This window comes from Streptomyces sp. NPDC004838 (genome assembly GCF_053600955.1).
The window spans coordinates 20,928-40,334 of record NZ_JBSGAW010000041.1 but is presented as its reverse complement, the minus strand read 5'-3'; the positions used below and the strand labels follow the sequence as shown (position 1 = coordinate 40,334).

The 19,407-nt window shown below is 69.4% G+C and carries 18 protein-coding genes and 1 pseudogene; 13 read left to right on the top strand and 6 right to left on the bottom strand.

Annotated elements, in window-relative coordinates; translation table 11 throughout:
• Nucleotides 1-20 precede the first annotated feature (20 nt).
• The gene (locus ACWEFL_RS33170; RefSeq protein WP_451720076.1) at nucleotides 21-737 is read right to left on the bottom strand and encodes an FAD-dependent oxidoreductase; all 717 of its coding nucleotides are present in this window, start codon (nucleotides 735-737) and stop codon (nucleotides 21-23) included.
• 13 nt (nucleotides 738-750) lie between these two features.
• Between ACWEFL_RS33170 and ACWEFL_RS33165 the strand changes: the two genes are divergently transcribed.
• Entirely contained in the window at nucleotides 751-1,098 is a 348-nt protein-coding gene (locus tag ACWEFL_RS33165) for a hypothetical protein (RefSeq protein WP_451720078.1), read from the top strand.
• On the opposite strand, the gene ACWEFL_RS33160 is transcribed toward ACWEFL_RS33165, so the two are convergent.
• Both ACWEFL_RS33160 and acnA read right to left on the bottom strand, forming a co-directional pair.
• The gene (locus ACWEFL_RS33160; protein WP_451720047.1) at nucleotides 1,079-1,210 is read right to left on the bottom strand and encodes a hypothetical protein; all 132 of its coding nucleotides are present in this window, start codon (nucleotides 1,208-1,210) and stop codon (nucleotides 1,079-1,081) included. The genes ACWEFL_RS33165 and ACWEFL_RS33160 overlap by 20 nt on opposite strands.
• Before the next feature lie 125 nt (nucleotides 1,211-1,335).
• Nucleotides 1,336-4,074, bottom strand: coding sequence for an aconitate hydratase AcnA (gene acnA / locus ACWEFL_RS33155; protein ID WP_451720073.1), 2,739 nt, complete (start codon nucleotides 4,072-4,074; stop codon nucleotides 1,336-1,338).
• Between the two features lie 654 nt (nucleotides 4,075-4,728).
• Between acnA and ACWEFL_RS33150 the strand changes: the two genes are divergently transcribed.
• The 12 genes and pseudogenes from ACWEFL_RS33150 (at nucleotide 4,729) to ACWEFL_RS33095 (ending at nucleotide 17,453) form a co-directional block, all read left to right on the top strand.
• Nucleotides 4,729-6,258, top strand: a complete 1,530-nt coding sequence (locus tag ACWEFL_RS33150; RefSeq protein WP_451720044.1) for a helix-turn-helix domain-containing protein — start codon at nucleotides 4,729-4,731, stop codon at nucleotides 6,256-6,258.
• A gap of 347 nt (nucleotides 6,259-6,605) precedes the next feature.
• Entirely contained in the window at nucleotides 6,606-6,998 is a 393-nt protein-coding gene (locus ACWEFL_RS33145; RefSeq protein ID WP_451720042.1) for a hypothetical protein, read from the top strand.
• A gap of 5 nt (nucleotides 6,999-7,003) precedes the next feature.
• Nucleotides 7,004-7,185: pseudogene (locus tag ACWEFL_RS33140) on the top strand (hypothetical protein); the annotation flags it as partial.
• Between the two features lie 996 nt (nucleotides 7,186-8,181).
• Nucleotides 8,182-9,444, top strand: coding sequence for an FAD-dependent monooxygenase (locus ACWEFL_RS33135; protein WP_451720040.1), 1,263 nt, complete (start codon nucleotides 8,182-8,184; stop codon nucleotides 9,442-9,444).
• A 42-nt stretch (nucleotides 9,445-9,486) separates the two neighbouring features.
• On the top strand, nucleotides 9,487-10,650 hold the full coding sequence (locus tag ACWEFL_RS33130; RefSeq protein ID WP_451720037.1) for an inositol-3-phosphate synthase: 1,164 nt from the start codon (nucleotides 9,487-9,489) through the stop codon (nucleotides 10,648-10,650).
• Entirely contained in the window at nucleotides 10,647-11,555 is a 909-nt protein-coding gene (locus tag ACWEFL_RS33125) for an SCO3242 family prenyltransferase (protein ID WP_451720035.1), read from the top strand. Before ACWEFL_RS33130 ends, ACWEFL_RS33125 begins: the two co-directional genes overlap by 4 nt.
• Before the next feature lie 139 nt (nucleotides 11,556-11,694).
• The gene (locus ACWEFL_RS33120; protein WP_451720032.1) at nucleotides 11,695-12,594 is read left to right on the top strand and encodes a sugar phosphate isomerase/epimerase family protein; all 900 of its coding nucleotides are present in this window, start codon (nucleotides 11,695-11,697) and stop codon (nucleotides 12,592-12,594) included.
• The gene (locus tag ACWEFL_RS33115) at nucleotides 12,591-13,235 is read left to right on the top strand and encodes an EboA domain-containing protein (protein WP_451720029.1); all 645 of its coding nucleotides are present in this window, start codon (nucleotides 12,591-12,593) and stop codon (nucleotides 13,233-13,235) included. Before ACWEFL_RS33120 ends, ACWEFL_RS33115 begins: the two co-directional genes overlap by 4 nt.
• Before the next feature lie 4 nt (nucleotides 13,236-13,239).
• On the top strand, nucleotides 13,240-14,094 hold the full coding sequence (locus ACWEFL_RS33110; protein ID WP_451720027.1) for a TatD family hydrolase: 855 nt from the start codon (nucleotides 13,240-13,242) through the stop codon (nucleotides 14,092-14,094).
• 4 nt (nucleotides 14,095-14,098) lie between these two features.
• Complete coding sequence (eboE, locus tag ACWEFL_RS33105) at nucleotides 14,099-15,265, top strand: metabolite traffic protein EboE (protein WP_451720024.1); 1,167 nt, start codon at nucleotides 14,099-14,101, stop codon at nucleotides 15,263-15,265.
• Nucleotides 15,262-16,656 carry an alkaline phosphatase family protein gene (locus tag ACWEFL_RS33100; RefSeq protein ID WP_451720021.1) on the top strand — a complete coding sequence of 465 codons (1,395 nt, stop codon included), beginning with the start codon at nucleotides 15,262-15,264 and terminating at the stop codon, nucleotides 16,654-16,656. The genes eboE and ACWEFL_RS33100 overlap by 4 nt, the downstream gene beginning before the upstream one ends.
• Nucleotides 16,653-17,453 (top strand): AfsR/SARP family transcriptional regulator, encoded by an 801-nt coding sequence (locus tag ACWEFL_RS33095; RefSeq protein WP_451720018.1) that lies wholly within the window; start codon nucleotides 16,653-16,655, stop codon nucleotides 17,451-17,453. Before ACWEFL_RS33100 ends, ACWEFL_RS33095 begins: the two co-directional genes overlap by 4 nt.
• Here ACWEFL_RS33095 and ACWEFL_RS33090 read toward each other — a convergent pair.
• Genes ACWEFL_RS33090 through ACWEFL_RS33080 form a run of 3 tightly spaced genes read right to left on the bottom strand, consistent with a single transcriptional unit; the run spans nucleotide 17,415 to nucleotide 19,374 of the window.
• Nucleotides 17,415-18,077 (bottom strand): hypothetical protein, encoded by a 663-nt coding sequence (locus ACWEFL_RS33090; RefSeq protein WP_451720015.1) that lies wholly within the window; start codon nucleotides 18,075-18,077, stop codon nucleotides 17,415-17,417. The two genes, ACWEFL_RS33095 and ACWEFL_RS33090, sit on opposite strands and share 39 nt — an antisense overlap.
• On the bottom strand, nucleotides 18,074-18,979 hold the full coding sequence (locus tag ACWEFL_RS33085) for an ABC transporter ATP-binding protein (protein ID WP_451720012.1): 906 nt from the start codon (nucleotides 18,977-18,979) through the stop codon (nucleotides 18,074-18,076). The genes ACWEFL_RS33090 and ACWEFL_RS33085 overlap by 4 nt, the downstream gene beginning before the upstream one ends.
• Nucleotides 18,976-19,374 (bottom strand): GntR family transcriptional regulator, encoded by a 399-nt coding sequence (locus ACWEFL_RS33080; protein WP_451720010.1) that lies wholly within the window; start codon nucleotides 19,372-19,374, stop codon nucleotides 18,976-18,978. The genes ACWEFL_RS33085 and ACWEFL_RS33080 overlap by 4 nt, the downstream gene beginning before the upstream one ends.
• Between the last annotated feature and the right edge of the window lie 33 nt (nucleotides 19,375-19,407).

Here is a 19,407-nt window from a genome sequence, read left to right as displayed (position 1 = left end):
AGCTTTCCGTCGGCTTTCGGTCAGCGTCTCTCAGGCCCGCAGCGGCGGGTCGGGGCCGGCCGTCGGTCTTCGGCACCACCAGTTTGAAGGGTGCGGCACGGGACGGGCCATCCGCTTCGACAGGCGTCAGCTGGAGCGTGATCGGCTGGTCGGCTGGTCGGCTGGTCGGCTGGTCGGCTGGTCGGCTGGTCGGCCAGCATCGCGTTGATCAGGCCGCCCATGCCGGTGACGGGCCGGTAGGTGTTGAGTCCGTTGTACGTCCCCAGGTCCCCGGAGAGGGCGAGCTGCCGGACGAGTGACGTGTAGGCGCCACGCGTGTTGGCGCCGCCGGCGGTGGCGGTGTGTCCGTTGAGCCAGGCGTCGTCCCGGGGCGCGAACCGCAGCTGGTCGAGCCGGTCGCGCAGCGTCAGCCGGTCGGGCTCGGCCAGCGGGTCCACCCGGTGCAGCGGGTCGTGGGGGCGGGGGAAGTACGATTCCGACCCGGCGAAGAAGTCGGTGAGCAGCTCTCCGAGCCGGGTTCCGGCCACCGCGGGGTCGAAGTCCGCGTAGCCGCTGCCCGACGGCAGGATCAGCCGGTCGGGCGGGGTGTCGTCGGCCACGAGGGATATACCGTGGCTCTGGATCTCGTGCCAGACCCTGGTGTGCACCGGGTGGACCCAAGCGCCGTCCATCTCCACCAGTTCGCCGGCGAACGTGCCGGTCCAGGTCCGTCCGCCGGTCCGGTCCCGGGCCTCCAGGAGCAGCGTCCTCTTGCCCTGGGCCCGTACGGCCCGGGCGGCGCACCACGCCGACGGCCATAAGGCGCTGGTGACGTCCGCGCTGCGGAAGGGCCGCGCCGAGGCCGAGACCGTGCTCCGGGCCGTCGCCCAGCTGCACCTGGCGGGTGCCCGGCCCGACTGGAAGGCCGTCCTGCCGAGGGCGCGGCGCGTCCCGCTCCCCACGTACGCCTTCCAGCACCGCCGCTACTGGCTCGACACACCGGCCGTCACCGTGGACGCCGACGGTCTGGGGCTGAACTCCGTCGAGCACCCGCTCCTGGGCGCCGCGCTGCCGATGGCGGGCCGTGACGAGACCGTGCTCACCGGACGTCTCGCCTGATCGGGTGGACTCCGAAGTCGCCGGCGACTTGTTCCAGCGTGACGCCGGGCTCGCGGTTGCGCGCGACCCGCACGACATCCTCGCGGAACTCCTTCGGATACGGCTCGGGCACTGCAACATCCTTCCAGGCCGCCTCTCAGCAAGCCAGGTCAGGTGTCACCCGACCCTGCACCCCGTCGCACGCGAGCGCCCTGCCTCCGCGCGAGATGCAGGGGCAGGGCGCTCGTTCACGTCAGGTCAAGAACCGATAATTTGCCGAAGGACGTACTGCATGATGCCGCCGTTGCGGTAGTAGTCCGCCTCGCCGGGGGTGTCGATGCGGACGACCGCGTCGAACTCACGGCGCACGTTGCCGGCTTCGCCGGGGGCGGTGTCGGCGGTGACCTTGACCGTGCGCGGCGTGGTGCCGTCGTTCAGCTCGGTCACGCCGGAGATGGAGAAGGTCTCCTCACCGGTCAGCCCGAGGGCCTCCGCGGACGCGCCCTCCGGGAACTGGAGCGGAAGGACGCCCATGCCGATCAGGTTGGAGCGGTGGATGCGCTCGTAGGACTCGGCGATGACGGCCTTGACCCCGAGGAGCGCGGTGCCCTTGGCGGCCCAGTCGCGGGACGAGCCGGAGCCGTACTCCTTGCCCGCGAGGATGACCAGCGGGGTGCCCTGCTCGATGTAGTTGCGGGACGCGTCGTAGATGAACGAGACCGGTGCGTCCGCCTGCGTGAAGTCGCGGGTGAAGCCGCCCTCCGTGCCGGGCGCGATCTGGTTGCGCAGCCGGATGTTGGCGAACGTGCCCCGGATCATGACCTCGTGGTTGCCGCGGCGGGATCCGTAGGAGTTGAAGTCACGGCGCTGTACGCCGTGCTCCGTGAGGTACTTGCCCGCCGGGGTGTCGGCCTTGATCGCGCCGGCCGGGGAAATGTGGTCGGTGGTGACCGAGTCGCCCAGCTTCGCGAGGACGCGCGCGCCGGAGATGTCCTGGACCGGCGTGGTCTCCATCCGCATGCCCTCGAAGTACGGGGGCTTGCGGACGTAGGTCGACTCGGCGTCCCACTCGAAGGTGTTGCCGGTCGGGATCGGCAGCGCCTGCCACTGGGCGTCGCCCGCGAAGACGTCCTGGTAGGACTTGTTGAACATGTCCTCGCCGATGGAGTTGGCGACGACGTCGTTGACCTCGGCCTCGGTGGGCCAGATGTCCTGGAGGTAGACCGGCTTGCCCTCGGTGTCGACGCCGAGCGCGTCGCGCGTGATGTCGACCTTCATGGAGCCCGCGATGGCGTAGGCGACGACCAGCGGCGGGGACGCCAGGTAGTTCATCTTGACGTCGGGGTTGATCCGGCCCTCGAAGTTGCGGTTGCCGGAGAGCACCGAGGTGACGGCGAGGTCGTGCTCGTTGACGGCCTTGGAGACCTCCTCCGGCAGCGGGCCGGAGTTGCCGATGCAGGTGGTGCAGCCGTAGCCGACGAGGTTGAAGCCGACCTTGTCGAGGTAGGGGGTGAGCCCGGCCTTGTCGAAGTAGTCGGTGACGACCTTGGAGCCGGGCGCGAGGGTGGTCTTGACCCACGGCTTGCGGCTGAGGCCCTTCTCCACCGCCTTCTTGGCGACCAGCGCGGCGGCGACCATGACGTACGGGTTGGAGGTGTTGGTGCAGGAGGTGATCGCGGCGACCGTGACGGCGCCGTGGTCGATCTCGTACGTGGACCCGTCGGGGGCGGTCACCAGGGTCGGCCGGGACGGCACGCCGTTGACGGAGGCGGGGGCGTCGGAGGCCGGGAAGGACTCCTTGCCCGCCTCCTCGTCGTCGTCCACGTAGTTCCGTACGTCCTGCGCGAACTGCTGGGCCGCGTTGGCGAGGACGATACGGTCCTGCGGACGCTTCGGGCCGGCGATGGACGGGACGACCGTGGCGAGGTCCAGTTCCAGCTTCTCGGAGAAGTCGGGCTCGGCGGCCGGGTCGAGCCAGAGGCCCTGCTCCTTGGCGTACGCCTCGACGAGCGCGACCTGCTGCTCGCTGCGGCCGGTCAGCTTCAGGTAGTTCAGGGTCTCGCCGTCGATCGGGAAGATCGCGGCGGTGGAGCCGAACTCCGGCGACATGTTGCCGATGGTGGCGCGGTTGGCGAGCGAGGTGGCGGCGACGCCCTCGCCGTAGAACTCGACGAACTTGCCGACGACGCCGTGCTTGCGCAGCATCTCGGTGATCGTGAGGACCAGGTCGGTGGCGGTGGTGCCGGGGGTCAGCTCACCGGTCAGCTTGAAGCCGACGACGCGCGGGATCAGCATCGAGACCGGCTGGCCGAGCATCGCGGCCTCGGCCTCGATGCCGCCGACGCCCCAGCCCAGCACGCCGAGGCCGTTGACCATGGTGGTGTGCGAGTCGGTGCCCACCAGGGTGTCGGGGTACGCCTGACCGTTCCGGACCATGACGGTACGGGCCAGGTGCTCGATGTTGACCTGGTGGACGATGCCGGTGCCGGGCGGGACGACCTTGAACTCGTCGAACGCGGTCTGGCCCCAGCGCAGGAACTGGTAGCGCTCCCTGTTCCGTCCGTACTCCAGCTCGACGTTCTGGGCGAAGGAGTCGTTGGTGCCGAACTTGTCGGCGATGACGGAGTGGTCGATGACCAGCTCGGCCGGGGCGAGCGGGTTGATCTTCGCCGGATCGCCGCCCAGCTCCTTGACGGCCTCACGCATGGTGGCGAGGTCGACGACACAGGGAACACCGGTGAAGTCCTGCATGATCACGCGAGCCGGCGTGAACTGGATCTCCTGGCTGGGCTGCGCCTGGGAGTCCCAGCCGCCGAGCGCCCGGATGTGGTCGGCGGTGATGTTCGCGCCGTCCTCGGTGCGGAGCAGGTTCTCCAGCAGCACCTTCAGGCTGTAGGGAAGGCGCGCGGAGCCCTCGACCTTGTCCAGCCTGAAGATCTCGTACGACTCGTCACCCACGCGCAGCGTGCTGCGGGCGTCGAAGCTGTTCGCCGACACGACAGTCTCCTTCATCAGTGTGCGCGTACTACGTCCATGTCCATGCTCCCGCCATGGCCCCTCTTCGATCCGCTAAGGTAGGGCTCAGTTAGGTGACCCTTACCAGGGCGGCGGCTGCGGTACGCCCGGACAGTTATCTCGATGTCGAGATAACTCTAGTACATCGGTGCGGCTCGGTCATGCCCGGGATGCTGTGTGCTGCGCCTCGAAATCGGGCGCCGGGCGGTCCGCACGGCCCTCGCCGCGCCGGGAGCGGGGCCGGACGGGCAGGGCCCGGCGCGGACGCCGGGCGGGGATCCTCCGCCCCGGCGTCGCCGACATCGCCGACGCCACCGCCGGACGGGACGCGGCTGTCGCGCGTACGGGTGGGCCGGTTCGCACGCCGCCTCGAACGGCGCGGCGCTGGCCGTACACGGAAAGCCGCGCACCCGCACAGCGCGCGGCCTTCCGCCGCCCGTACGAGGCGGCGGGCCCATGGGCCCGCCGGCGTCAGGCCGTCGGGCCGTCCGGCCGTCACCCGGACGGATGACCCCCGATTGCCGGATCCCCGTGCTCGACGGAGCGTCAGAAGCACAGGCCGCCCGGCGTGTAGCCGTCACCCGAACGCCACACCTGGCGCGCATTTCATCTCATATCCGAGATAACCTCCGACGCATGGCAGACGACTATCTCGTACGCATCGGCAGGCTCATCCGTGACGCCAGACAGCATCGTGGCTGGACACAGAGCCAACTCGCCGAGGCACTCGGCACCAGTCAGAGCGCTGTGAACCGCATCGAACGCGGGAACCAGAACATCAGCCTTGAGATGATCGCACGCATCGGAGAAGCGCTCGACAGTGAGATCGTTTCCCTCGGCTACGCCGGACCGATGCATCTGCGCGTGGTCGGCGGACGCCGCCTCTCCGGCACCATCGACGTCAAGACGAGCAAGAACGCGTGCGTCGCACTGCTGTGCGGCTCACTGCTCAACAAGGGCCGTACCGTGCTGCGCCGTGTGGCGCGCATCGAAGAGGTCTACCGGTTGCTGGAGGTCCTGAACTCCATAGGAGTCCGTACCCGCTGGATCAACGAGGGCATGGACCTGGAGATAGTCCCGCCCGCCCGGCTGGACATGGACGCCATCGACGCGACGGCGGCGCGCCGGACCCGGTCGATCATCATGTTCCTGGGGCCTCTGCTGCACCGGCTGGACAACTTCCGGCTCCCGTACGCGGGCGGCTGCGACCTCGGTACGCGCACGATCGAGCCCCATATGATCGCGCTGCGCCGCTTCGGCCTCGGCATCACCGCGACGGAGGGGCTCTACCACGCGCGGGTCGAGCGCCGGACGGGTCCGGAACGCCCGATCGTCCTGACCGAGCGCGGCGACACCGTGACGGAGAACGCGCTGCTGGCCGCCGCCCGGCACGACGGCGTCACCGTCATCCGCAATGCCTCCTCCAACTACATGGTGCAGGATCTGTGCTTCTTCCTGGAGGCGCTGGGCGTACGGGTCGAGGGCGTCGGCACCACCACCCTCACCGTGCACGGCGTCCCCACGATCGACAGGGACGTCGACTACTCCCCCTCCGAGGACCCGGTCGAGGCGATGAGCCTGCTGGCGGCGGCGGTGGTGACCGAGTCCGAACTCACCATCCGGCGTGTCCCGATCGAGTTCCTGGAGATCGAACTGGCGGTCCTGGAGGAGATGGGGCTCGACCACGACCGCTCCACGGAGTACACGGCGGACAACGGCCGCACCCGGCTGCTCGATCTGACGGTACGCCCCTCCAAGCTGGAAGCGCCGATCGACAAGATCCACCCGATGCCGTTCCCCGGACTGAACATCGACAACGTCCCGTTCTTCGCGGCGATCGCGGCGGTGGCCCAGGGCCAGACCCTGATCCACGACTGGGTCTACGACAACAGAGCGATCTATCTCACGGATCTCAACCGCCTGGGAGGCCGGCTCCAACTCCTCGACCCCCACCGCGTCCTGGTGGAGGGCCCCACCCGCTGGCGCGCCGCCGAGATGATGTGCCCGCCCGCCCTGCGCCCGGCGGTCGTCGTACTGCTGGCGATGATGGCGGCGGAGGGCACGTCGGTCCTGCGGAATGTGTACGTCATCAACCGCGGTTACGAGGAACTGGCGGAGCGGCTCAACTCGGTGGGGGCGCAGATCGAGATCTTCCGGGACATCTGAAGGCCCTCGGAAAAGACGCCGTCATCCCCCTTCTGACCTGCGCGAACGCGAGGCAGGAGGGGGCGCGGCGGCACCTCTGGGACTTTTCTGGGGCCTTTGGTCGGGACCGAAGGCGTCATCTTGTGAGCCGGAGTGAGTCCGGGAAAAGGGCCAGGTCAGGACCTTTTCCCGGCTCACTTCCCCACGTGCGGGCGCCCAGAGCGTCATGACCGACAGCCCACGCCTCTGCTCGGGACAGAACACACTGCAACAACCGTGCTCATCCGGCACGGGACCGCGCTGATCACTCCAGACACCGGCTCGCACATCATGGCCCGCGCCGCTCCCCCGGCCGTCATAGTGGAGTCATGCCTTCCAGCCCACAGCACCCCGCCCCCGCGCCGATGGACCTCTCTGGCACGGACGTCGAGGACCTCGCGCTGTACCGGGAGAAGTTCCGGTGCCGTCTGCCGGAGTCGCTGGACGAGTTGCACGGCCCGACCCAGGGGGTCGTGGAGCTACCGCTGCACATGGCCTGGTCGGGGATGACCTCGTACGACCTGGGCAAGCCTCGCCAGCGCATGGGCCTGTACCGCACCGTCCTGCACGAGGGCCTGCGCGACGACCTGCCCCGCTACCTCAACCAGGACCTGCTCCTCCATCTGTGGCCGGTGCTGCGCACCCTCGTCGGTCGCACGGTGCGCACCGTGTGGGAAGACGCCTTCCCCCAGCTCGCCGCCCGCACCCAGGCATCCGCGTGACGGACATGCCGGAGCAGCACACGCGGCTCCGGCAGATGTGATCGCCCTCGGCTCCCCGTACCCCCTGGTCCTCACCGGTGGGTATGCCGTGCGGGCGCACCACCTCGTGAACCGCCCCAGCCAGGACCTCGACGTCGCCACCGAGAACCCGGCACCCATGGCCGACATCGCGGCCGCACTCCGCGCTTGGGCATTGGAGTGGGCCGACGACCTCGCAGCCCGTCTCCTCGACGAGGCCGATAATCCGGACATCGACTGATCACATCCGGACGAGGCCCCATCGAGAACATCACAGGGGCCGGCACCCAGCGAGAGGACTTACGCGTGAGCGACTATCTCCTCGGCGGCCGCAGCCTTGGGTACGGGTGCAGTTTCGGCAGCGGCCCCGCAAGCGGGACCGGCCGACGGTAGGACTGCTTCCCAATATAGGGCGCTGCGCTGTGCCTCATCGAAGCGCAGGAACTCCCATCATCGCAGGTCAGCAGGCGCCTCTTCTCATTCCGCCGCCCACAGACCGGATATCACGCGATAAATCGAAACCGATTGCGCATCATTTACGCCGGGATCGCAACCCCGGGTTTCAGAGACTCCGCGAAGTTCAGTACAGCTCATCGTGACGGGGCACCGGATCGCGGGATCGGAATCCGGACGGCCAAACGCCGCCGGGGAATCGAGCCCACTGGGAGGGCTGAAAACCGCCCCCGGAATTCAACTTTCCGGATGTATGATCACACCAGACACCACCGTCACACCCACGGGGTTCGACAGAAAGGGACACAGTGACCGCAGTGCTGACACTCACTCAGCCACTTCCATGGCATCTCTCACCATCCCTTTTGAATCCGGGCTAGTGACCCCGTCCACGGAACAACAGGCCGCGTTGATCCTCCATCCGTTCGGTATACGGCAAGCGGCGCACACACCTGAAACTGGACCTCCCACTCTTTCGCCAATCGAGGCGACGGGGAAGCCTCGGCGCTCCTTCGCCCCTGAGTTGACCGAACGCTCTCCAGGAAGTACCGAACAGCACGTTCGCCCTTCTGCGCAGCGTTCACGCCTTGGGCGCTTTTGTCGCCACCCCTCGAATGCCACACTCGGTCCGTATGCCGACTGGGCTTCGGAGACGGATCACCATGCCAAACCAGTAACCAGAACCACCCGACCATGTTCACGGGGGAACTGAATGGATCAGCATGCACTGGGTGTCGCCATAGTCGGGGCGGGGATAGGCGGATTGGCCGCGGCTATCTCGCTCAGCAGAGTGGGCTGCCAGGTGACGGTCTATGAGCAGGCAAACGAGTTCCGCGAAACAGGAACGGGACTACACCTGGGCCCCAACGGCTCCCGGTTACTTCACAGCTGGGGACTGAGGGAGTCCCTGGAAGAGGTCGCTGTGCGCCCGCCGGCCCTGGAGGTCAGGCACTGGAAGAACGGCGAGACCCTCGTACGTCGTCCCATGGGGCAGGACTGGGAAGAGGAATACGGAGCCCCTTATTACACCGTGCACCGTGCCGACCTGCACCGCGTCCTTTCGGAACGCGCCGACGGCGCCCTCCTTCGCCTCGACAGCCGGATCACAGCCCTGGACGACGAACCTGACGGCGTGCGGCTGCACCTCGCGGACGGGAGCACGGCGACCGCCGATGTCGTCATCGGCGCCGACGGCGTCAACTCCACGGTGCGCCGCTCTCTGACCTCCGGCGACCATGTCGTCTACTCCGGCAACAGCGCGTTCCGGGGGACCGTACCCGTGGATGCGCTGCCCACCGTGCCCGTTGACTGCCTGCTCGTGTGGCCCGGCCCCGAGGTGAAGCTGCTCTGCTGCCCGGTCAAGTCCGGCCGGGAGGTGGCGTTCGTCGCCGTCGTGCCCGATCCCGTACCACGGCCCGCGTCCTGGAGCATCCGCGCGACCGTCGGCACACTCAAGGAGAAGTTCGCCGACTGGAACTCCGACGTCGTGGGAATGTTCGACTCGGTGACCGACGTCGGACTCTGGGCCCTGGTCGACCACGAGCCGCTGGAACGGTGGTCGAGCGGCCGGACCACCCTCCTGGGAGATGCCGCCCACCCCATGCTCCCCCATCACGGGCAGGGAGCCAGTCAGGCCATCGAGGACGCCGTGGCACTCGCTCACTGTCTGGCCGGGCCGGCCGAGAGGACGGCCGCGGGCCGCTCCGCCCGCGACAAGGCAGCCGTGGCGGCGGCGTTGCACCGGTACGAGGAGATCCGCCGCCCGCACACCCGCAGCGTTCAGATCGGCTCGCGCGGCAGCGGGACCCTCCGGCTGTCATCGGGGCCGCAGGCGGTCGACGCGGGGCAGGACGGCCCGGCCGACGCCGCGCTCGGACGGATGGTCGAGGACGTCTCCTGGATCCACGCGTACGACGTCAGGGAAGCACTTCGCGATGCCGCCACCGCGACGGAGGTCCTTGCGGCCCGTTCGTGACAGGCGTCCCCGGGCTTTCCGCTCCAGACGAAGGAGAACCTCATGAACACTGGCCTGTGGATGATCGGCGCTCGGGGGTCCGTGGCCACCACCGTCACCGCCGGGCTGGCCGCCGTCCGCCGGGGCGCACACGCCCCCGTCGGCTGTGTCACCACCCTTGAACCCTTCGGCCGGGTGCCCTTACCGGACCTGGGCGAACTCCTGTGCGGCGGACACGACATCGCCGGACCCGACCTGTTCAAGCGCGCCGAACAACTGGTCGCCGATGGAGTGCTGCCGGCCGGTCTGCCCTCCCTGATCACGGACGAACTGGAGGCGGCGAACGCGCGCATCCGTCCGGGCACGGACGGCACGTCCGGTGACACGGCCGCCGTGATCCGCGGCCTGACCGCCGATCTCGTCGAGTTCCGTGAGCGGAACGACATCGACACCGTGGTCGTCGTCAACCTCTCGTCAACCGAACCACCGGTACACCCGAACCCCGCCCACATGTCGCTGAGCGCCCTACAAAAGGCACTGCGGGAGCCCTCCGTACCGGATGGCGGCGCGCTGCTGCCGGCCAGTTCGCTCTACGCCTACGCGGCGTTCGAAGCGGGCTGTGCCTACGTGGACTTCACTCCTTCCACGGGAGCCCGGCTGCCGGCCCTGGCAGAACTGGCCCGGTTACGCGCCGTCCCGTTCACCGGCAGCGACGGCAAAACCGGCGAGACCCTGGTGAAGTCCGTACTGGCACCGATGTTCGCGCGACGCGCGCTGCGCGTGCGAAGCTGGTCGGGGACGAACCTGCTCGGTGGTGGTGACGGCGCGACGCTCGAAGCTCCCGGCCCGGTGAACAGCAAGGCGGCCAGCAAGGCCCTCGTGGTGCGGAGCACGCTCGGCCATCCCGTGGACGGCGACGTCCACATTCACCACGTGCCCGCGCTGGGCGAGTGGAAGACCGCCTGGGACCACATCACCTTCGAGGGGTTTCTCGGTGCCCGGATGTCCCTCCAGTTCACCTGGCAGGGCTGCGACTCCGCTCTCGCCGCGCCGCTCGTACTCGACCTCACACGGCTGATGGCGGCCGCGCACCGAGCGGGCCGCTCGGGCCCCATGACCGAACTGGGCTTCTTCTTCAAGGATCCGGTCGACGGCCGTGAGCACGTCCTGGAGCGGCAGTTCTCGGAACTGGTCGACTGGGCACAGGGATTACGGGCGGCCATATGAGACGGCGACCGTGTCCGGTGACGGGGCGGGCCCGGCTGGGGGCGGCCATGCGGCTGGTCCGCGCCCCGGCAGCGCTCACGGTTCCCGGCGACATCCTTGCCGGGATAGTGTCCTCGGGGGCGCGGCTCCGTCCCCGGGCGGCACTTGGGGTCGCCTCCTCCGTCTGCCTGTACTGGGCCGGGATGGCGCTCAACGACTGGGCGGACCGCGAGATCGACGCCGTGGAACGGCCTGAACGCCCCATTCCCTCGGGAACGGTGAGTCCAGGTGCCGCCTTCGCCCTGGCAACCGGACTGACCGCCACCGGCATCGGGCTGAGCGTCGCCGCGGGCGGCCGCAGAGGACTCGTCTCCGCCGTGGCCCTGTCCACCGCCATCTGGTCGTACGACCTGTTGTTCAAGTCGACCGCGGCGGGCCCGGTCGTCATGGGCGCCGCGCGCGGCATCGATGTGCTGTCCGGCACGGTCGCCGGGGGCGGGACGCTCAGGTCGGCCCTCCCCTCGGCAGGCATCGTCGCACTGCACACCGGCCTGATCACCAGGCTGAGCAGGGAGGAGGTCACACCCGGCCCGGGCGTCGCCACCGCGGCCGCTCTCGGCATCGGCGGATCGGCCGGTGTCGCCGTGGCCGTGGCCGCTCCGTCCTCCGGCGTGCGGCGCCTCGACCGAGGCGCCTCCGCGTTCCTGGCCGCCGCATACCTGGCGAGCTTCGCGCCCCAGTTGGCGGCCGCGTCGCACGCCCCCTCCGCCCGCCGGGTCCAACGGGCGGTCGGCGCGGGAATCCACGCCCTGCTGCCCCTCCAGGCCGGACTGGTCGCCCGTTCCGGCTCCCCCGCCCTGGCCCTGCTGATCGCCGCCGCCCATCCGCTGGCCCGCTCGCTGGGCCGGAGAATCACCCCTACCTGAGCGAGCCCGGTCCCGCGCACGTCGCCCTCATCAACGAGTGTGCCGCGACCGGACCCTGCCACACAGCGTCCTCCCACCCAGCCGTCGGGTCCCGCAGCGCCACTTTGCGGGGAACGCGCATTCAGGAGCACACCTCTCCATGTCTTCCTCGACAACCCACTCCTCAGCACTCGAACTCACATTTGGTTATGGAACCAACGGCTTCGGCGATCACTCACTCGGGGACGCCCTGCGCGTCCTCGCCGACCTCGGCTATCAAGGGGTGGGACTGACCCTGGACCACCGTCACCTCGACCCGTTCGCTCCGGACCTTCCCCGGCAACTCACCCGGCTCGCCGCCCGGCTGGACGCCCTGGGCCTCACCGCCGTGATCGAGACCGGCGGCCGCTATCTGCTCGACCCCCGGCGTAAACACCACCCGACCCTGCTGTCCGACGAAGGCGCCGAACTCCGCGTCGACCTGCTGCGCCGCGCCGTGCTCATCGCCGCCGAGCTCGGTATCGGGGTCGTGTCCTTCTGGAGCGGTCACGCGCCGCCGGGCCTGTCCGAAGCGAAGGCATGGGACCGCCTGACCGCGGGCTGTGAGGAACTCACCTCGTACGCCGCGGCGCACGACGTCATGCTGGGTTTCGAGCCCGAACCCGGCATGTTCGTCGACACGCTCGACCGTTTCGACGACCTGCGCCGGCGCCTGGGCGAACCGGAGGCGTTCGGTCTGACCCTCGACATCGGCCACTGCCGCTGTCTGGAACCCCAGCCGGTGGCCGAGTGTGTCCGCAGGGCCGGCCCTCATCTGGTCAACGTCCAGATCGAGGATATGAGACGCGGCGACCACACCCATCTGGAGTTCGGCACGGGAGAGATCGACTTCCCGCCGGTCCTCGCCGCCCTCGCCGAGGTCGGCCACCGAGGGCTGGTCGGCGTCGAACTGCCGCGCCACAGCCACGACGCACCCGAAGCCGCCCGGCGGTCCATCGAGTTCCTGACGAGGGCCGCGGCCGCGTCCTCGGTTCCCTCGGTCCCGGGAGTCCGCGGGTGACGCGCGATCCGCATGCCGACGCGCTCCGCGCGCGACTGCCCGCGGCTGCCCACGCCTGGCTGAGCAAGGCCACGGCAGTGGTCACGGACCACCCTGACCGCGTGGACACGTTGCTGGCCGTCGCCGGCCGGGCCTGCGGGCGCGGACCGCTGCCCGGCGGACCGGCGGCCCCCGCCTGGTCTACCGACGACGCCGTACGCGTCCTGCTGTTGACCGCGTTGCCCTGCCGAGGCGATGAGCTCGCCGGTCTGCTGATCCGGCTGTACCGGTATGGAGACGCCGCCGAGCGGCGCGGCGTCCTTCGCTCCCTGTGCTTCTTCGGTGCCCCGCACGCCCTCGGCGCGCGGGCCGTGCCGCTCGTCGAGGACGCCCTGCGCACCAACGACGCCCGACTCGTCACCGCGGCCCTCGGCGACTACGCCCGGCGCCACCTCGACGCTCCGGCCTTCCACCACGCCCTCCTCAAGTGCGTGTTCCTCGGCATCCCGCTCGCCGCCGTGGCCCCGCCACCCCGGCCCGACGCCCCTGAACTGCTCAGGATGCTCGGCGATTGCGCCGCCGAACGCCGAGCCGCCGGACGACCCGTCCCACCGGACGTCGAAGCCTTCCTCGACATGTCGGCCATCGCCGAGAAGGAGTGACCCCATGGACATCTTCGACCCCCACATCCACATGACGTCGCGCACCACGGACGACTACGCGGCCATGGCAGCGGCCGGTGTCCGTGTCGTGGTCGAGCCCGCGTTCTGGGTCGGGCAGCCCCGTACGCATGTGGGCACCTTCGAGGACTACTTCGACAGCCTACTGGGCTGGGAACCCTACCGGGCCGCGCAGTTCGGCATCCAGCACCACTGCGCACTCGCGCTGAACCCCAAGGAGGCCAACGACGAGCGGTTGGCGGGAGTGCTCGACGTGCTGCCCCGGTACCTCGTGAAGGACAGGGTCGTGGCCGTTGGCGAGGTCGGCTACGACTCGATGACACCGGCGGAGGACAAGGCATTCGCCGCCCAACTGGAGTACGCGCTCCACCACGACCTCCCCGTTCTGGTGCACACCCCGCACCGGGACAAGGTGGCCGGAACACGACGCACCCTCGATGTGATCCGGGAGTCAGGCATCGCACCCGAGCGGGTTCTGGTCGACCACCTCAACGAGCCGACCCTCCCCCTGGTCGCCGACAGCGGCTGCTGGATGGGGATGTCCGTCTACCCGGACACCAAGATGAGCGTGGACCGCGCGGTCGCGTCGCTCACCCGGTACGGCACCGATCGGTTGCTCGTGAACTCGGCGGCGGACTGGGGGCACAGCGACCCCCTCACGCCGCAGAAGACAGGCCGGGCCATGCTCGGCTCCGGCTTCCGCGACGCGGACGTACGGAGGGTGCTTTGGGAGAACCCGGTCTCCTTCTACGGGCAGAGCGGACGGCTCGAGCTGGAACGACCGCGGCCGGACGTCGTCGCGGGCCCCGGGAACAACTCGATCAAGCGTGGCCAGGAGTGATCGCATGAGACTGCGCCACCCCGACGGCACCGTCGTCCACCTGTCCTACTGCACCAATGTCCACCCCGCCGAGGACCTCGCCGGGGTGCTGGCCCAACTCGCCGACTTCGCCGAACCCGTGAGGGAACGGCTCGGCGCCCCACGGCTCGGGCTCGGCCTCTGGCTCGCCCGCACGGTGGCCACCCGGCTGCTGGAGGATCCGGGCGCGCTTCCTCTCCTCCGCGACGAACTCGAACGACGCGGCCTGGAAGTGGTCACGCTCAACGCCTTCCCCTACGCCGGCTTCCACACGGGCGCACCGGTGAAGAAGGCCGTCTACCACCCCGATTGGACCGAACGGGAAAGGCTGGCGTACACCCTCGACTGCGCCCGGATCCTCACCCGCCTGCTCCCCTCCGACGCGGTACGCGGCAGCATCTCCAGCCTGCCCCTCGCCTGGCGTACGCCGTGGTCGCCATATCGAGCCGCACGCGCGTACCGGCAGTTGGGCCTGCTTGCCGACGGCCTCTCGGCTGTCCGAGCCGAGACCGGCCGCACGATCCGGGTCGGCTTGGAACCCGAACCCGGCTGCGTGATGGGGAACGTCGCCGCGGCCATATCGCTGTGGGACCACGTGCCGTCGGACCTGATCGGGCTCTGCCTCGACGCCTGCCACCTGGCCACCGAGTTCGAAGATCCGGCCGAGGTGTGCGGCGCACTGGTGGCCCACGGGGTGCCCGTAGTCAAGGCGCAGGCGTCCTGCGCCTTGCACGTCGACTCCCCCACCACCCCAGCGGCCCGCGTCGCCCTCGGGCGTTTCGCCGAGGAGCGCTTCCTGCACCAGGCCCGGGAGCGGGCGGGCGGGGACCACGTCCTGCGCGCCGACGACCTACCGGACGCACTGGCCGGCGCCCTGCCCGGTGACGGCCCCTGGCGCGTCCACTACCACGTGCCCGTGCACACCGCACTCACCCCGCCGCTCCGCTCCACGCAGAGCGAACTACTGGCCACCCTGGACGCCCTGCTCGGCGGCCCGGCCGCGCTGACGGACCACGTCGACATCGAGACGTACACGTGGTCCGTACTGCCGGAGACTCCCACCCGGAGCGAGCTGCTGGACGGCATCGCCGCCGAACTCGCGTGGACCCGCGACGCCCTGTTCTCACTCGGCATGAAGGAGATCATCTCGTGAATCGACTCGTCGTGGTGAACGCCGTGGGGCTGACACCCCGGTTGCTGCCCTCGATGCCCCGGCTCTCCGCTCTGCGCGCCAAAGGCTTCGGTGCCCGCCTCGATCCGGTCCTGCCCGCGGTGACCTGCTCGATGCAGTCCACCTTCCTCACCGGCACTCCCCCCTCTGCCCACGGCGCCGTCGGCAACGGCTGGTACTTTCGTGAACTGGGCGAGGTCCTGCTGTGGCGGCAGAGCAACCGCCTGATCGCGGGCGAGAAACTGTGGGACGCCGCCCGGAGGAAGCGGCCCGGCTACACCGTGGCCAACGTCTGCTGGTGGTACGCGATGGGCGCGGACGTGGACTGGACGGTCACCCCTCGTCCCATCTACTACGCGGACGGCCGCAAGGAACCCGACTGCTACACCCGACCGCCGGAACTCCACGACGAACTCGTCAGCGGCGGCGGACCGTTCCCGCTGTTCTCCTACTGGGGGCCGAAGGCCGGGATCGCGTCCTCCCGATGGATCATCGGCGCCGCCCGTCATCTGCTGCGCCGGCACCAGCCCGATCTGACACTGGTGTACGTTCCGCACCTCGACTACGCGCTGCAACGCCACGACCCGTTCGGGCCCCGGGCGGTCCGGGCGGCGCGCGAGCTGGACCGCGAGCTCACACCGCTGCTCGACGAAGCCGAACGGGGCGGTGCCACCGTCGTCGTGCTCAGCGAATACGGCATCACTCCGGTCGGCCGTCCGGTCGACATCAACCGGGCGCTGCGCCGCGCCGGCCTCTTGGAGGTCCATACCCAGGACGGCATGGAGTACCTGGACCCCTTGGCCTCGAGGGCGTTCGCCGTCGCGGACCATCAGATCGCCCATGTGTACGTTCGGAGCCCGGCCGACATGAGCCGGGTGCGTGATCTGCTGGCCGGGCTGGACGGAGTCGACGCGGTCCTGGACGACCAGGGGAAGAAGGAGCAGGGACTTCACCATCCGCGAGCGGGCGAACTCGTGGCGGTGGCCCGCCCCGACGCGTGGTTCACCTACTACTACTGGCTGGACGACTCCCGGGCGCCGGACTTCGCCCGAGCCGTCGACATCCACCGGAAGCCGGGGTACGACCCCGCCGAACTGCACTTCGACCATCGCGATCCGCTGGTGAAAGCACGTGCGGTCATGACTCTGGCCCGCAAGAGGCTGGGCCTGCGGTACTCCTTGCAGGTCGTCTCCCTGGACCCGTCGCGGGTGCGCGGCAGCCACGGCAGGCTGCCGGTGTCTCCCGAGGACGGCCCTGTGTTCCTCTGCTCCGAGCCCGGTCTGAAACGCACCGCCCTCGCGGCCACCGAAGTCAAGGGCTTGCTGCTGCGGCTGGCCGGCCTGGAGTCCTGTCCGAACGAGGAGAACTGGTGACCGGCCCTCTCGCATTGCGCGTACTGGGACCTGTCGAAGCCGAACTCGACGCCCGTGAAGTCGAGTTGGGCGGGGCCAAACCCCGGACCGTCCTGGCCGCTCTGCTCCTCGCGCCCGGGCGGACCGTGAGAGACCGGCGGCTCAGTGAGCTGCTCTGGGGCTCGACTCCCCCCAAAACGCAGTCCGCGCAGCTCTACACCTACGCGTCGCGGCTGCGGCACTCCCTGGGGAGCGGCGTGAAGATCACCCGCTTGCATCACGCGTACCAGCTGAAGACGGTCTCCGCGGTCCTGGACCACGACGCCTTCGTGGAACACACTGAGCTCGGTGCACGCCTGCTCGCCGTAGGAGACCACCCGGGCGCGTACGGCGCCTTCGGCACGGCGCTGGAGCAGTGGACGGGGCCGGTCCTGGGGAACACCACGCCCTGGCTGGCCGAGGCCGAAGCGCCGGCACTGGTCACGGCACGGCTTGCCACCTTGGAGAACTGGGCATCGGTCGGACTGTCCCTCGGCCATGGCGACGAGGTGATCGCCGGACTCACCGACGCGGTCGCCGAGCACCCCGGCCGTGAGCGGATGCGCTCCCTTCTGATGGCGGCTCTCTTCCTCTGCGCCCGCCAGGCAGAGGCCCTCGACTTGTACCACGAGGGCCGGATCGCGCTCAGCACACACTGGGGGATCGATCCGGGAAACGAGCTCAAGGAGACGTACCAGGCCATTCTGAGGGGCCGGCTCCCGGATGTCGTGGCGGGCTGTTCAGCGACGGATGACGCGTTGCAGTCCCACCGCTGTTAGCGCCGCCGCCAGGACGAACAGCGCGCCGCCGTAGGCGAACTGCCAAGGCCAGTAGCCGTCGATGACCCCGGTTTCCTGGATCTGGTCCCGAAGGGCCGGCCCGCCTGCGGTAACAGCGACCCAGGTGACCAGGACCACCCCCATGGTGGGCAGGGTCCGCTGCAGCAGCGCGCCCGTGGTGAAGCCCAGGGCGACCAGGAAGAACGCGACGGCGTAGGGCGTCACACCGTGGGAGTCGAAGTATTCGGAGCTCATCGGATCCACGGTCATGCGGCTCCAGCCCTCGGGCCGTCGGGTCGCCCACGCCAGGACCACGCTCAGCAGCGCGACCCCGGCCACCGTGAGGCCCGCCGCCATGGCGGCTCGGGTCGCGAACCAGTGGCGTCGCGTGATGGTCTGCGTCCACACCAGCCGGTGGGTGCCCATTTCGTACTCCCGGGCCACCGCGGGTGCTCCGACGAAGAGGCCGAGGAAGAGGGAGAAGTACTGTGACAGACCGATGGTCACACCGGACATGCTCGGATACGTGCCCTGTTCCAGCGCCGCCATTCCGGCGTAGAACGCCAGCAGAACGATCAGAGCGAGGGCGACGGGTCGCTGAATGCGCCAGGCCAGCCAGGTCATCGAACGTCCTCCTTGCTGCGGGCCTGCGTGCCGGCACTCCCGTTTCCGTCGTCGAGCCGCATGTAGCCGAGGACCAGTTCCTCGAGCCGTGGTGTGCGTACCGACAGTCCCGTGCCGTCGACCGCGGACGACAGACGGACCAGGGAGGAGGCGCCGCGTTCGCTCATGGAGGTGCGGATGACCTCGTGGGTCTGGCCGGCCAGTCCCGCCGCGGAATCAAGCGGGCCGGTCAGGACGGCGTGCGAGGCCAGGATGCTCTCGATCCCACCGCTGAGCCGGACGGAGCCACCGGCCATCAGCAGCAGGTGGTCGCAGACGTCCTCCAGCTCGGCGAGCACGTGTGAGGACATGACGACGGTCATCCCGGCCTCGGCGACCGCCACCATCAAGAACTCCATCACCTGGTGCCGGGCCAGCGGGTCGAGGTCCGCCATCGGCTCGTCCAGCAGAAGGAGGTCGGCCCGCTTGCCGAGGGCCACGCCGAGCGCGACCTGGGTCCGCTGGCCGCCCGAGAGCTGCTTGATGCGGGCGTTGAGGGGAATCTCCAGGGCGTTGAGCCGTTCCCTCGCCAGGCTGTCGTCCCAGACGGGGTTGAGCCGTTCCCCAAGGCGCAGCACTTCCTCGACGGTGAACCCCGAGTAGAGCGGCTTGTCCTGCCCGAGGAAGGCCACGCGCGCAAGCCCCTCCTGGCGTTCGGCCGGTTCGGTGCCCAGGACCCGGATGCTTCCGGTGCTCGGGGAGAGCAGACCGGCCGCGAGGTGAAGCAGCGTGCTCTTACCGGCACCGTTGGGTCCTACCAGGCCGACGATGCAGCCGGCGGGAACGGTGAACGATACGTCCCGTAAGGCCCATCCGCGCTTGTAGCGCTTCCCCAGTCCCTCTGCTGCCAGTGCGTCTGTCACGTCATTCCTTCCACTAGGCCCACCTTCGCCCGCAGCGCGGTGTCGAACAGCGCACGGAGGTCATCAGCCAGCAATCCGCTGGCGATGGCGTCGTCCATCCACCGATCCAGATCGGCCCGCAACGCCGGGCTGACGTCCGCAGGGGAGTTTCCGAGCCCCCTCAGCACGAAGGTCCCCTTGCCGGGGCGGGCTTCGACCAGGCCCGCCCGTTCCAGCTCGCGGTAAGCCTTGTGCACGGTGTTCGGGTTGATCGCGAGCCGGCTCACGACCTCCCTGGCAGTCGGCAGCTGATCGCCGGGAACCAGCATCCCCAGCCTCAGTGCCTGTTCGATCTGCTGGGTCAGCTGGAGGTAGGTGGGCAGACCGGATCGCCGGTCGAGATGCAACTCCAGCACGACTTCCCCTAAACCACTAATGTCTTAGTAGAA